Source organism: Streptomyces beijiangensis (genome assembly GCF_017315755.1).
GTDB classification, from domain to species: domain Bacteria; phylum Actinomycetota; class Actinomycetes; order Streptomycetales; family Streptomycetaceae; genus Streptomyces; species Streptomyces beijiangensis.
Genome location: NZ_JAFLRJ010000207.1, coordinates 1 through 12,811, shown reverse-complemented (window position 1 = coordinate 12,811; position 12,811 = coordinate 1). Strand labels below are relative to the sequence as shown.

At 71.6% G+C, this 12,811-nt stretch carries 12 protein-coding genes; 8 read left to right on the top strand and 4 right to left on the bottom strand.

Annotation, left to right across the window (positions count from 1 at the left end):
- Nucleotides 1–42 precede the first annotated feature (42 nt).
- From J0695_RS21900 to J0695_RS21890, 3 genes are all read right to left on the bottom strand, one after another.
- Complete coding sequence (locus tag J0695_RS21900; RefSeq protein ID WP_206963825.1) at nt 43–927, bottom strand: hypothetical protein; 885 nt, start codon at nt 925–927, stop codon at nt 43–45.
- A 299-nt stretch (nt 928–1,226) separates the two neighbouring features.
- On the bottom strand, nt 1,227–1,466 hold the full coding sequence (locus J0695_RS21895) for a chaplin (protein ID WP_206963824.1): 240 nt from the start codon (nt 1,464–1,466) through the stop codon (nt 1,227–1,229).
- Nucleotides 1,467–1,605: 139 nt separating this feature from the next.
- The gene (locus J0695_RS21890) at nt 1,606–1,851 is read right to left on the bottom strand and encodes a chaplin (RefSeq protein ID WP_206963823.1); all 246 of its coding nucleotides are present in this window, start codon (nt 1,849–1,851) and stop codon (nt 1,606–1,608) included.
- Nucleotides 1,852–2,208: 357 nt separating this feature from the next.
- On the opposite strand from J0695_RS21890, the gene J0695_RS21885 reads away from it, so the two are divergent.
- The 8 genes from J0695_RS21885 to J0695_RS21850 are packed head-to-tail and all read left to right on the top strand — an operon-like array spanning nt 2,209 to nt 11,561.
- Nucleotides 2,209–3,387, top strand: coding sequence for a glycosyltransferase (locus tag J0695_RS21885; protein WP_307798714.1), 1,179 nt, complete (start codon nt 2,209–2,211; stop codon nt 3,385–3,387).
- Nucleotides 3,384–4,841 (top strand): exopolysaccharide biosynthesis polyprenyl glycosylphosphotransferase, encoded by a 1,458-nt coding sequence (locus J0695_RS21880; RefSeq protein WP_206963821.1) that lies wholly within the window; start codon nt 3,384–3,386, stop codon nt 4,839–4,841. The genes J0695_RS21885 and J0695_RS21880 overlap by 4 nt, the downstream gene beginning before the upstream one ends.
- Nucleotides 4,841–6,211 carry an O-antigen ligase family protein gene (locus J0695_RS21875; protein ID WP_206963820.1) on the top strand — a complete coding sequence of 457 codons (1,371 nt, stop codon included), beginning with the start codon at nt 4,841–4,843 and terminating at the stop codon, nt 6,209–6,211. Before J0695_RS21880 ends, J0695_RS21875 begins: the two co-directional genes overlap by 1 nt.
- The gene (gene murJ, locus J0695_RS21870) at nt 6,204–7,937 is read left to right on the top strand and encodes a murein biosynthesis integral membrane protein MurJ (protein ID WP_206963819.1); all 1,734 of its coding nucleotides are present in this window, start codon (nt 6,204–6,206) and stop codon (nt 7,935–7,937) included. Before J0695_RS21875 ends, murJ begins: the two co-directional genes overlap by 8 nt.
- Nucleotides 7,849–8,637 (top strand): polysaccharide deacetylase family protein, encoded by a 789-nt coding sequence (locus J0695_RS21865; RefSeq protein ID WP_206963818.1) that lies wholly within the window; start codon nt 7,849–7,851, stop codon nt 8,635–8,637. Before murJ ends, J0695_RS21865 begins: the two co-directional genes overlap by 89 nt.
- Nucleotides 8,634–9,770, top strand: coding sequence for a glycosyltransferase (locus J0695_RS21860; RefSeq protein WP_206963817.1), 1,137 nt, complete (start codon nt 8,634–8,636; stop codon nt 9,768–9,770). The genes J0695_RS21865 and J0695_RS21860 overlap by 4 nt, the downstream gene beginning before the upstream one ends.
- Nucleotides 9,771–9,777: 7 nt before the next feature.
- Complete coding sequence (locus J0695_RS21855) at nt 9,778–10,443, top strand: YveK family protein (RefSeq protein WP_242553006.1); 666 nt, start codon at nt 9,778–9,780, stop codon at nt 10,441–10,443.
- Nucleotides 10,440–11,561, top strand: coding sequence for a GNAT family N-acetyltransferase (locus J0695_RS21850; protein WP_206963816.1), 1,122 nt, complete (start codon nt 10,440–10,442; stop codon nt 11,559–11,561). The genes J0695_RS21855 and J0695_RS21850 overlap by 4 nt, the downstream gene beginning before the upstream one ends.
- Here J0695_RS21850 and J0695_RS21845 read toward each other — a convergent pair.
- On the bottom strand, nt 11,558–12,787 hold the full coding sequence (locus tag J0695_RS21845) for a glycoside hydrolase family 26 protein (protein ID WP_372445812.1): 1,230 nt from the start codon (nt 12,785–12,787) through the stop codon (nt 11,558–11,560). The genes J0695_RS21850 and J0695_RS21845 overlap by 4 nt on opposite strands.
- Nucleotides 12,788–12,811: the final 24 nt, after the last annotated feature.

Below are 12,811 nucleotides of genomic sequence, written 5' to 3'. Positions count from 1 at the left end.
GCCGGCGCTCTCATGAGCACGGGCACGGCGTTGAGGTGACGCTCAGTTCGAAGCCGGAAGCAGAGCCGAGTTCGCGGCAGGGACTGCGGGAACAGCGGGCACAGCAGGTACGGCCGGTACCGCGCCGGGAGCCTTCGGTACGGCCGGGAGTCGGGCCGCGTCCGCCGCGGGCACGGCAGGTTTGGCGGGCACAGCAGGCTTGGCGGGGACGGCGTGCGTGGCGGGGGCGGCGGGCGTCGCCGGGACAACCGGTACGGCGGGGACAGCGGGGGCCGCGGGCACGGCCGGCACGGCTGCGGGGCTCTTCGGCACCGCGGGGGTCAGCGGTGCCTTGGGAGGTGTGGCCGCGCCCGGACTCTTCGAGACGCTCGGGAGACCGGGCAGCTGCGGGGTCGGCAGACCACCCGTCAGCACCGTGGCGACCACGAACTTGACCAGCGAAGTGACCGTGGCCTGGGCCTGCTTCACGACGTCCGCCGCGTTTCCCGCCGTCGCCGCGGCGGCGAGAGCCGCCGCGTTCTTCTGCACCTCCGCGAGCGCGTCGGCCTTGAGGACCGCGGGCGTGGCGGCCGGGGACCCGCTCTTCGTGGTCGCCCCCGAGGCTGCGGGAGCACCCGGCTTCGCCGCCGAGACGTTCGCGATGGCCGTCGTTACGGCACCGAGGTACCTCTGCGCCCGTGCGGCGCTCAGCTTGTTCCCGTCCGCCGTCAGCGCACTCTCGACAAGATTGGTGACGGGGGTGACCAGTCCGCCGGCTTCGCCGAGTGTCGCCGTCTGCCCCAGAATTGTCGCGGCGTCAGAAACCGGCGCGGGGGCGCCGGCGCTGCTCGAACCCAGGGCGTGGACAACCGTGGGCGCGGCGGCCCCGATCGTCAGAGTGGCGCAGACCACAGCCGCAGCGACACTGCGGGAAGCCGAGATACGCATAGTGATCCTTTTGCTCGACGGATTGGACGATCTGATAATCACCGTGCAATCTGGTGTGTCAGCGCGCAAAAGGAAGAAAGCCGTGCGTGGCGCGGCCCTGCGGGGCTGGCCGGGTGAATGCGGCTCGTTGACCAGGTGAACGGGAAAGCCGCGGCTCTTTCCGTACCCGTCAGGCCGATTGCCGCCAATGGGGTGGCCCGCCGCCGTAAACGAAGAGCCCGCTGCGGCGGTCCTGACGGACCGGCACAGCGGGCTCGGCCGTTCCCCGTCAGCGGGGCGAGCGGCACGTCAGGCCAGCGTCAGTTGTTGGCGCACTGGTTGCCGAACGCCGGGTTGAGGGCGCCGATGCCGTCGACCGTGTTGCCACAGACGTTCACCGGCACGTGGACCGGGACCTGGAGAAGGTTGCCGGAGAGGACGCCGGGGGAACCCACGGCCTCACCCTGGGCACCGGCGTCAGCGGCAGCGACACCCGCGGCGCCGGCGAAGGAAGCCGCGATGGCTCCGGTGAGGATGGCAGCCTTGACGAAACGGGACATGAGAACGCTCCATTGGGGTGGGGGGATGATCCGGCCGGCCCGAAAGGTCCGGTCCTGTGTCTCAACGGATCACCGCCACAGTCGGTTTTGCGGCTGAACGGGTGATGCCTCGTCAGGGGCGACTTCCGGTGAGGGAACGTCAGCCGTTGTGACAGGTGTTGCCGAATGCCGGGTTGAGCGCACCGATGCCGTCGATGGTGTTCCCGCAGAAGTTCACCGGGATGTGGACCGGGACCTGGAGCTGATTGCCGGACACCACGCCCGGGGAATGCTCGGCCGAGCCTCCGGCCATCGCTCCACCGTCCGCGGCCGCCATTCCGGCACCGCCCATGAGGAAGGCCGCACCCGCGCCGGCCATGACAGCGGACTTCACGATTCGCTGCATCAGCGGTTCCTTTCGGTTTTCGAGTGGTACGTCGCCCGGACAACGACGAACGGACAACGGGGATACGCCTATTAACCCGTGCGGGCGACAAACGTTCACAATCGGCCAATCTTGGTATATAACGTTCCCCGGTGTTACTTCTGACCCGCCTCAGTAAGTCCCCCTGAGCCCGGTCCGGCCTCCCGTTGAAGGGCTGCCCGCTCCCCTGATGCCTGTCGCCTCGTTGAACGCCTCGACCGGAGCCGGTGACGATCCGCGTGCACGTCCCGGCGGCGGTCAGAAGCCAATGCTCTTGATCCGTTGCAGGAGACCCTCGGGGCCCGCGCAACGGGTTCTCTCTTGATGGAAAGAGGAAGCGTGTGCCCTCAGCGGAGCCTCGACGCGACCGGACTCTCCGTACTGCACGTGGTGCAGCCCGGCGAGGGCGGCGTGGCGCGTGTCGTGCTGGACCTGGTCACCGCCCAGGTGGAGCAGGGTTTCACCGTGTCCCTTGCCTGTCCCGCGGGAACACCGCTGGCCGAGTCGGCGGCCGGGCTCGGCTGTGAACTCCTGGACTGGCAGTCGACGCGCAGCCCGGTCCGTCATGTGGTCCGCGAGAGCAGGCACCTCGCAGAACTGATCGCCCGCGTACGCCCCGACGTGGTGCACGCGCACAGCGCGAAGGCCGGTCTGGTGGCACGGGTCGTGCTGCGAGGACGTATCCCGACCGTCTTCCAGCCGCACGCATGGTCGTTCGAGGCCGTCGACAGCCGGACGAGTGCGCTCGCGCTGCGGTGGGAGAGGTGGGCGGCCCGCTGGACGACCCGGGTGGTGTGCGTCAGCGAGGCCGAGCGCCTGCGCGGCCAACAGGCCGGTGTCCGGACCCGCTTCTCCGTCGTACAGAACGGTGTCGACCCAGCGCGCTTCACCTTTGACACGGATCCGCACGCGGCACGGCGCGCGCTGCCGGCGCTGGCGGCCGGCCGTTCGAACGAATCGCCGGTCGTGGTCTGTGTGGGCCGTCTCTGCATGCAGAAGGGGCAGGACACGCTTCTCCAGGCGTGGGACTCCGTCGTCGCCCGTTTCCCCGACGCCCGCCTCGCACTGGTGGGTGACGGTCCGACAGGGGACGAACTGCGACGGATCGCCCCGCCGTCGGTGACGTTCGCCGGCGCGGTGCCCGACACGGCTCCCTGGTACCGCGCGGCCGATCTGGTGGTGCTCCCCTCGCGGTGGGAGGGAATAGCGGTAGCTCCCCTGGAGGCCATGGCCACGGGCCGCGCCGTGGTCGTCACCGACGTGGACGGATCGCGCGAGAGCCTCCCGCCCGCCCACCATCCGCTGAGCCTGGTGCCGCCGGACGACCCCGCGGCGCTGGCTTCGGCCGTCATCCGCCTGCTGGACCAGGCGGAGTTGCGCACGTCGCTGGGCCGACAGGGCCGTCAGCACGTTCTCAGCCATTTCACTGTGCAGCGCGTCGGCGCGGCCATCGCGGACGTCTACCGCGAGGTGGCCGTCGGCCGGCACCACAAGTTCAGGGAGCCGGTTTCCCCGTGACCAGAGACAGCACGAGTCTGCCCACGGCGCCTCAGGCCGCCCCTGTGGCAGCGGTGGCAGGACAGCGCGTCGGGCCCGACCGGGCGATGCTGCCCGTACGCTCCCCCGCGCCCGCCGAGTCGGCCACGCCCGCCTTCATCGCCGTCGACTGCATCGCGGTGCTCGTCGCGGGCGCGCTCCTGGACGGAACGCAGCGCGATGTCGCCCTGATGGTGCAGCTCACCGCGCTCACCCTCCTCCTCAACGCGCACGCGCATCTCTACCGGGCCGGGTTCGTTCCCGCGGTACTGGACGAACTGCCCGCCCTGGCGGCCCGGGTCGCCGTGGTGTGGTGCGCGGCAGGTCCGCTCGTGGCCATCGGATCCTCCGCTCCCGCCCCCGGTCCCGCCCTGCTGTTCGGGTGCTTCGGCATTCAGCTGACCCTGGTGTGCGGGCTGCGCGCGGTCGTCCACGGGCACCGCAGGAGGGCCGCGAGGTCACGGCCCCGCCCGGCGCTGGTGGTGGGCGGCTCTTCGAGTACGCACCGGCTGTGCGCCATGCTCACCCAGCACCCCGAGTACGGGCTGCTGCCCGTCGGGACGGTGACGACCCGTCAGTCCGTACCGCAGCAGCCGGACGAGGTGCCCACGCTGCCCGTGCTCTCGTCGCCCGAGGACGTCACCCGGGCCGTCGTACAGAACGGTGTGCGCGACGTGCTGGTCCTCCCGCACGAGAACGCCCCCGACCACATGGACCTCGTCACGCTTCTCCACCCGTACGGCTGCACGGTCTGGCTGCTGGGATCCCACCGCGCCGACGCCCCCTCCATGGCGAGGATGAGCCGGCACGTATGGGGATACGCGTACCGGCAGCTCGAACCGCCTGCGGGCGGGCGCCGTGTCCCGGCCGCCAAGCGCGCGCTGGATCTGGTGGGGGCCGGTCTGATGCTGCTCCTCGCCCTTCCGGTGCTGCTGGTGAGCGCCGCGGCGGTACGCATCTCGGACGGCCCGGGGGTGCTCTTCCGGCAGGAACGTGTCGGCATGCACGGGCGGCTGTTCGTGCTGCTGAAGTTCCGTACGCTGCGCCCGGCCGACCACCGCGAGTCGGACACGACGTGGAGTGTCGCCCACGACGAGCGGGTGAGCCAGGTCGGCCGGTTCCTGCGCCGGAGCTCGCTCGACGAACTTCCCCAGCTGTGGAACGTCCTGCGCGGCGACATGAGCCTCGTCGGGCCGCGGCCCGAACGCCCCTACTTCGTCTCCCAGTTCAGCCGCACCTATCCGCGCTACGCGGCGCGCCACCGGATGGTCGTGGGACTGACCGGGCTCGCCCAGGTGCACGGTCTGCGCGGTGACACGTCCATCGAGGACCGCTGCCGCTTCGACAACCACTACATCGACCAGTGGTCATGGTGGCAGGACGTCTGCATCCTCCTGCGCACCGCGCTGTCCCTGATCCGCCCGGCGGGCAGTTGATGACGCCGGTGAGCGTGTTCCTGGGAACGGAGAGCGGTCCGGTGGCGGCACGGGCCGACTGGGCGGCGCGCGCGAGGGAAGTACTTCCGCTGCTGCCCCTGCTGGCCGTGGTCGCCCTGCTGATGGCTCCCGTGGATCCCACGTCCGAGGGGGGCGGGTCCGCGGCGGACGCAGCGTCCGGGTTCCTGGTCCTGTATTGCGCGGTACGTGTCGTCCGCGACCGCAGCCGCCCCTTGTCGCCCGTGGCCGCGCTCGTCGTCGGCCTGCCGGTGCTGGGGATCTGCCTGGCCTGCGTCACCTCGCAGGAGCCTGCCGCGAGCCTGCCGGGCGTTCCGCGCTACCTCCAGATCTTCGTCCTGGTGCCGCTGGCGGTCCTGCTGCTGGTGCGTACCCGCCGGGAGTTCGGCGTGCTCGCCTGGTCGCTGATCGCCCTCGCTCTGGCGCAGGGGATGGTCGGGGTCGGGCAGTACCTGACCGGTACCGGCGCCTCGTACGCGGGTGAGAACGTCCGCGCGGTCGGCACGTTCGGGCCCTCCGACGTCATGGGCATGGCGACTGTCGTGTCGTACGGACTCGTGGCCACCGTCGGCCTCTCGCTGGGACGGGGCAGCCGTGGTCCCCGTACCGCCGCGAGGAAGGCGGCCGTGGTCTGCGTGGGGCTGCTCGCGGTGCCGCTGATGCTGTCGTTCAGCCGCGGTGCCTGGATCGCCACCTTCGCCGCATGCGGACTGCAGCTGATGTTCTCCGGCAGGCGCAGGGCGTTCACCGTGCTGGGCACGCTGGGGGCGCTCGGCGTGGTCCTCATCCTGGGTCTGGGCGTCGGCTCGACGATGGTGCAGGCACGGGTGTCCAGCATTACGCAGGTCACGGACGCGCCGGACCATTCGGTGACCGACCGCTACACCATGTGGGCGGCGGCGGTGAGGATGTGGCGCAGCGATCCGGTGACCGGGGTGGGCCTCAAGAGCTTCCCCCAGTACCGGGACAGCAATGCCTCGCTCGCGCTCTCCGCGGGCAGCGACACCGGCGGGGCGGGACAGACCTTCAAGAAGCAGGCGCTCCTCTCGCCGCACAACATGTACCTCCTGGTGCTCGGCGAGCAGGGCCTGTTCGGGCTGCTCGCCCTGGTGGGCAGCTGGGCCGCACTGCTCGTCATGTCGCTGCGCCGGCTCTCCCGGGCGGTGAAGGAACAGCGCGGTACGCAGGCCGGTCTGGTGGCGGTGGGGCTCCTCGTCTGGCAGCTGATCGACTTCGCCTACGCCGACATCGGCGGTCCCTCGACCGTCCTGACGTCCGTCGTCCTGGGTCTGGTCGCCTGCTGGGCACTGGCCCCGTACGACGAGATGCCGGGGGGCCGAAGGCATGGCTGACATCCACTCGCCCGTGCCGGGCACCCGGCGGCCGTTGGCGCGGTACCGGAAGGGCGGCCGCGGTCCTGAGGCCGATGAACTCCCCGGGGGCCGTGGCGTGCTCGCGCGGGCCGCTCTGCTGACCGCGGTACTCACCGCGGCCGGCGCCGTGCTCGGCCTGGCGCGCGACCAGACGCTTGCGCATCTGTTCGGGGCGGGCAGCGAGACCGACGCCTTCCTGGTCGCCTGGACCGTGCCGGAGTTCGCCTCGACCCTGCTCATCGAGGACGCGATGGCGCTGCTTCTGGTCCCGGCCTTCAGCCGGGCCCTGGCTCTGCGGGCGGGGGATGCGTCCCTGCGGACGGATCCGGTACGGCACCTGTTGCGGACCACGCTCCCCCGGCTGGCGCTGGCGACGGGAGCGGTCGCCGCACTGGTCGTCCTGGCGGCGCCCGCGCTGGTGTCCGTACTCGCGCCGGGCCTGCGCGAGCCCCATCTCGCCATCGACTGCACACGGCTGACGGCGACCTGCGTCTTCACCTTCGCGCTGGCGGGGTACTTCAGCGCCGCCCTGCGGGCGCACGGCTGCTACATCTCGCCGGCGATGATCTACGTGGCGTACAACGTGGGCATCATCGGCACACTTCTGGTGACGGAGGGAGCGGGCTGGGGAGTCCGTTCCGCGGCGGCCGGTGTCGCGATCGGCGGCGTGCTGATGGTGGCGGTCCAGGCGCCCTCGCTGTGGCGTGTCCTGAGGGTCGCTCCCGGCAGTACGGGGCCGGTGCGGACGGCCGCCCCCGAGGCCGGATCGACGCTGGCCCTGGCCCTGATGATCCCGGTGGTGGTCTTCACCGTGAGCCGCCAGTCGCAGGTGCTGGTCGAACGGTTCCTCGCCTCTCCCCTGCCCGGGGGCGCGATCTCGCACCTGAACTACGCGCAGAAGGTCGCGCAGATCCCCATGGTGCTCTCGCTGATGCTGTGCACCGTCAACTTCCCCGTGGTCGCGAGGGCGCTGGCGGCGGGCCGGCCGCGCGACGCCCAGCGCCGTATGGAGCGCGATCTGATCGCGGCGGCGGCCATCGTGCTCGTCGGCACCGCCGTCGTCATCGCGGCAGCCCCGCAGATCGTCGAACTGCTCTTCCAGCGGGGTGCGTTCGATGCCGAGGACACCCGCGCCACGGCCACGATCATGCGGGTGTACGCGCTCGGGCTGCTGGGCCAGACCCTGGTCGGAACGCTGGTGCGCTGCTACTTCTCCGCGGCACGGCCCCTGTGGTATCCGGCCGCGGCGATGCTGGCCGGGCTCGCCGTGAACATCTTCTTCGGGCTGGCCACAGCGGCCCTCTGGGGCGCGACCGGGATCGCTGCCGCCAACGCCCTGGGCATCACGGTGACAGCGGCGCTGCTGCTGTGCGGCATCCGCCGGCAGGGCATCCCCCTGGCGACCGGGCGGCTGAGTGCCGGTCTCTGCAAACTGACCGCCGCCGCCGCGGTCGCCACGGCGGCGGGCTGGTTCGCCGCACGCACCCCGCTCGGCCCGTTCGCCTCCGTCGCGCTCACCGCGGTCGTGGCCGCGGTGAGCTTCCTGGCCGTCGCCGTCCTCGTACGCGCCCCGGAGATCACGTCCTTGCTCGCATCCGTATCCCGAAGGCTTGTGCATGCCGATGAAGAACCGCCATTGGGTCAGAACAGTCTGCCTGGGGCCCAGCGCTCCGCTGTGGATCGGGATGTACCACTCGATCAGTGACTCCGCCGACGACCCCTACCGGGTGACGGTCTCGCCGAGCCGCTTCGAGCAGCAGCTCAGGTGGCTCCGCAACCGCGGGCTGCGCGGGGTGGGCGTGCGCGAGCTCCTGGAAGCGCACGCCACCGGGCGGGCCGACGGCCTGGTCGGACTCACTTTCGACGACGGCTACAGCGACTTCGTGTCCTGCGCCCTGCCGCTGCTGCGCCAGTACGGCTGCACGGGAACGGTCTTCGTGCTGCCCGGCAGGCTCGGCCAGGACAACGCCTGGGACGCCAACGGGCCCCGCAGGGCGCTGCTGAGCGCCGACGAGATCCGCCGGGTCGCGGACGCGGGCATGGAAGTGGCCTCGCACGGCCTGCACCATGTGTCGCTGCCCGGCGCCGACGAAGCCACCCTGCTGGCGGAGACCACGGGGAGCCGCGAGGCGATCCGTTCGCTGGCCGGCACTCCGGTCGAGGGCTTCTGCTATCCCTACGGACACCTGGACGCGCGGTCGGTACGCGCCGTCCGCGAGGCCGGCTACTCGTACGCCTGCGGAGTGGACCCGGGCCCCCTCTCCAGCACCTTCGCCCTGCCCCGCGCACACATCGACCAACGGGACACCGGGCTGCGCCTGTTCGCCAAGCACATGCTCCACCGGGTGCGCCGCACCACTCCCGCCGATCTGGCACCCCTGCGGCGGACGGCCGGCCGGCCGTGAAGGTCCTCCATGTGATCACGGGCCTCGGCATCGGCGGGGCGGAACAGCAACTGCGGCTCCTGGCCCGCCAGATGCCCGTCGACACCCACGTGATCACGCTCACCGAGCCGGGCCCGGTGGCCGCGGGACTGCGCGCCGACGGCATTCCCGTCACCCACCTGGGGATGAAGGGGAACCGCGATGTGTCCGTACTGCCCCGGCTGGTGCGGCACATCAGGCGCGGGCGTTACGACGTGGTGCACACCCATCTCTACCGGGCGTGCCTCTACGGCCGTCTTGCCGCCAGGATCGCCGGGGTCCGCGCCCTCGTCGCCACCGAGCACTCCCTGGGCAGCGACCAGATCGAGGGCCGCCCCCTGAGCGGCGGCACCCGGGCCCTGTATCTCGCCGGTGAGCGCCTCGGCCGCTGCACCGTGGCGGTCTCGCCGTCGGTGGCCCGGCGCCTGGAGGACTGGGGCGTACGGGAACCGCGTATCAGAGTCGTGCCCAACGGCATCGAGGCCGGGCGCTTCGCGTACAGCGCGGAGGCCCGCCGTGCGGCCAGGGAGCGCCTGGGCGTGGAGCAGGACGCGTTCGTCGTGGGCGGCGTGGGACGGCTGGCGGCCGGGAAGAGGTTCGACTCGCTGATCCGCGCCGTCGCCGCCGTGGACGGGGCGCGGCTGGTCCTGGTGGGAGAGGGAGCCGAGCGTGCGCGCCTGCTGCGGACCGCACAGCAGTGCGGGGCGGACGCCCGCGTCATCCTCACCGGGGCCTGCGAGGACCCGCCGTCGCCGCACGCACCGGCGGGCAGCAGCCTCCCCGCGCTGCTCAGCGCCATGGACGTCTTCGTGTCCAACTCCCCCGACGAAGCGTTTGGCCTGGCAGTCGTCGAGGCGCTGGCCGCCGGGCTGCCGGTGCTCTACGCCGCCTGCCCCGCCATCGCCGACCTGCCGGCCGGTGCCGTTCCCGCGGCGCGGCGGATCAGCGGCGCGCACGACGAGCTCAGCCGCCTGCTGCGCGGTCTGAGCACGGCACCCCCCGGCCGCCGGGCGCCGGCCGACGCGGTGCTGCGGTACGACATCGCCCACAGCGCCCAGCAGTTGATGTCCGTGTACGAGGACGTGCTGACCCAGCCCGTCACTCCATCGAGATGAGGTACGTATGAACCGGGAATCCGACCCCGCCCCGCGCTCGTTCGCCCGCCGTGCCGCGCTGCTCCCCCGCCGCGGAATCGCGGTGTGGCTGGTGCCCGGCGCCGTGGCGCTCGGCGCGCTCTCCGGCCTGATGTACGGGGTCGTGAAGGCCCCGCAGTACGCCGCCACGAGCTACGTCATCATCGTCCCCGCGGACCGCACCGACCCCGGGACCGCACTGGGTTACGCCCAGGCCTACGGCCGCGTCGCCATCGACGTCGCGGTGCGCGCCGACGCGGCGAAGGACGCGGGCGTGGCACCGGACCTGCTGCGCAGCAACGTCCAGGCGGCCACGTCCCCCGACGCCCCGATGATCTCTCTGACGGCCCAGGCGGCCAGCCCGGAGAGCGCCACGGCGATGGCCGACAGCGTGGCCCAGGCCCTGGTCAGGACCAGTACGGACACCCAGGCCAAGACCGGCGTCAAGGTCCTCAGCTTCTCCAGCGCGACCGAGCCGTCCGCACCCTCCTCGCCGTCGGCGGGAGTGGCGGCGCTGGTCGGCGGGTGCGCGGGCGGTCTCCTCGGCGGGCTCACGCTGCTGGTGCGCCCGCGGCGGACGGAGGAGGACGGCTACGCCGCGGTTCCGGCGCCGGCGTCGGCTTCGGCGACCGCCCCGCAGAAGGAGCCCGTATGACCGTCCCGGCGCGGACCGTCCCAGCGCTGACCGTCCCGGCGCGCGCCTCCTTCACGACCACGGTGTGCACCGACGGCCGCGAGTTCGGACAGCTGTCCGAGGAGTGGGGCGACCTGCACCGCAGGTGCACGGCGGCGACGCCCTTCCAGCACCACGCCTGGCTGCACTCCTGGTGGACGTCGTACGGAACCCCGGGACGGCTGCGGGTGGTGCTGGTCAGGGAGTCGGGCCGGCTGGTGGCCGCCGCGGCACTGCACCGGGTACGCGGCGTGGTGCCGGTGCTCACCCCGCTGGGCGGCGCCATCACGGACTTCTCCGACGTACTCCTCGACGACCGCTCCGAGGCGGCGGCCGCCGTACTGACGGAGGCGTTGGCCGGTCTCGCACGTTCGGCCGTCATCGACTTCCGCGAGGTGCGCCCCGAGGCCGCCGTCCTGCGGGTGCGCGCGCTGTGGGACGGGCCGAGCCGGCTCCTCCCCGACTCCATGTGCCTGGAACTGCCCGCCGTCCCCATGGACCGCCTGGTGCAGCGGCTCCCGTCCTCACGGGCGCAGCGGACCCGGGCGAAGCTGCGCAAGCTCGACGCGATCGGGATCGGCCTGCGCGAAGTCGGCGCCGAGGAGGTGCCGGCCGCACTGGACCGGCTCCTGACACTGCATCAGCGCCAGTGGCAGGACCGGGGCGTCACCCCGGAACATCTCAGCGAGCGCTTCGCCGGACACCTGAAACAGGCGGTCGCCCCGATGGTCGCGTGCGGTGACGCGCGGCTGACGGAGTTCTCCATCGACGGTGAGGTGGTGGCCTCGGACCTGACCCTGATCTCACCGAGGCTCGCGGGCGGCTATCTGTACGGAGCCGATCCCGGCCTGCGGACGAGGAAGGTCGACGTGGCGACGCTGCTGCTGCGGCACTGCGCGCAGGAGGCGAGCACGGGCGGCCAGGCCACGCTGAGCATGCTGCGGGGCACCGAACCGTACAAGAACCACTGGTGCCCGGACCCGGTGGGCAACCACCGGGTCCTGCTGGCCCGCCGGCGCTTCACGCCGGCGATCATGGGGCTCACGGCCCAGATCCGCGGACGGATCTGGGCACGTGACACGCTCCGTGGACGCCTCTAACGCCACTTCTCCAGCCAGTCGAACCGCAGGCACATCTTGCCGCCCATCCAGTACTCGACCCAGGTGCCGAGCTCCAGCGGCACACAGTTGGGCGGCTGGGTGGGTGTGACCGGCGGCTTGGTGGGCGGAGTGGTCGGCGGTGTGGTCGGCGGTGTGGTGGGCGGAGTGGTCGGCAGCGAGAGCTTGCTGCGGAACACCTTGGACGACGCGGGATTCTCGTCGCACTGCCACACGCCGTGCGGGCAGTAGTCGGTGATGGTCTGGTACATCGGCTTGTGCTTGTCGATCCAGTCCAGCATGCCCCGCATGTACTCGGGGTTGTCCCCGTTGCGGAACAGGCCCCACTCCGGGAAGGAGATGGGCTTCTTGTGCGCGGCCGCGAACTCGACGTGCTGCTTGAGTCCGTACGGCTCGTTGATCTCCTTGTCGAAGGTCTCCCCCGGAGGCTGGTCGTAGGAGTCCATCCCCACGATGTCCACGACGTCGTCGCCGGGGTAGCAGGAGGTCCACGGGGTCGCGTCACGGCCGCGGTTCGGGGCGAAGTCGAACTTGAACTTCTGCCCCGGCACCTTGCGCATCTCGGTGACGATCCGCTTCCAGTACTGCTTCCACGCCTCGGGGTCGGGCCCGCAGCGATGGGTGTACGTGGAGCCGTTCATCTCCCAGCCGAGCACGATGACCGTGTCGGGCACCCCGAGTGACACGAGCCGCTCGGCCAGGGCGCGGAAGTGATGGTCGTTGTCCCCCGCGGCTCCCTCACGCAGCCGCTGGCGTACGGCGTAGTCGCCGACCCTGTCCTCGTTCTGGTTCAGCATGGGGACGTTGAGAACGAACAGCCGGTCGGCCTGGGCCTTGCGCCACCGGGCCCAGTCGGCGAGATATCCGGGCTCGCCCTCGATGTTGGACCACACATCACCGGGCAGATAGGTGTGTCCGACCTTGAGATCGGTGCCGCCGAGCCACTTCTCCAGACCGGCGATACGGGTGATCCCCTTGGGGCCGAAGTCCAGATAGGCCCCCATGACGGTCTTCTTGACCGCCGAGCCGATGGCCTCCTGCATGGAGGGTGTGGAGGGGCTACCGGCCGCATGGCCCGGAGCGGTCGCCGCCGTGGTGGGGGCAGCGGTGGGATCTGGGGTGAGGGCCGGCGTGGGGGCCGGGGTCGGGCCGGTCCCTTCCGCACCCGATGCGTGCTGCTGTGGCAGCACGAACCCGGAGACCAGCAGACTCGCCGCGACTGCCCCCAGCCA

What these genes read in the sequence shown, in the direction of transcription:
- J0695_RS21900 (WP_206963825.1), bottom strand. Translation starts at nt 927, where the DNA reads ATGCGTATCTCGGCTTCCCGCAGTGTCGCTGCGGCTGTGGTCTGCGCC.
- J0695_RS21895 (WP_206963824.1), bottom strand. Translation starts at nt 1,466, where the DNA reads ATGTCCCGTTTCGTCAAGGCTGCCATCCTCACCGGAGCCATCGCGGCT.
- J0695_RS21890 (WP_206963823.1), bottom strand. Translation starts at nt 1,851, where the DNA reads ATGCAGCGAATCGTGAAGTCCGCTGTCATGGCCGGCGCGGGTGCGGCC.
- J0695_RS21875 (WP_206963820.1), top strand. Translation starts at nt 4,841, where the DNA reads ATGACGCCGGTGAGCGTGTTCCTGGGAACGGAGAGCGGTCCGGTGGCG.
- murJ (WP_206963819.1), top strand. Translation starts at nt 6,204, where the DNA reads ATGGCTGACATCCACTCGCCCGTGCCGGGCACCCGGCGGCCGTTGGCG.
- J0695_RS21865 (WP_206963818.1), top strand. Translation starts at nt 7,849, where the DNA reads ATGCCGATGAAGAACCGCCATTGGGTCAGAACAGTCTGCCTGGGGCCC.
- J0695_RS21855 (WP_242553006.1), top strand. Translation starts at nt 9,778, where the DNA reads ATGAACCGGGAATCCGACCCCGCCCCGCGCTCGTTCGCCCGCCGTGCC.
- J0695_RS21850 (WP_206963816.1), top strand. Translation starts at nt 10,440, where the DNA reads ATGACCGTCCCGGCGCGGACCGTCCCAGCGCTGACCGTCCCGGCGCGC.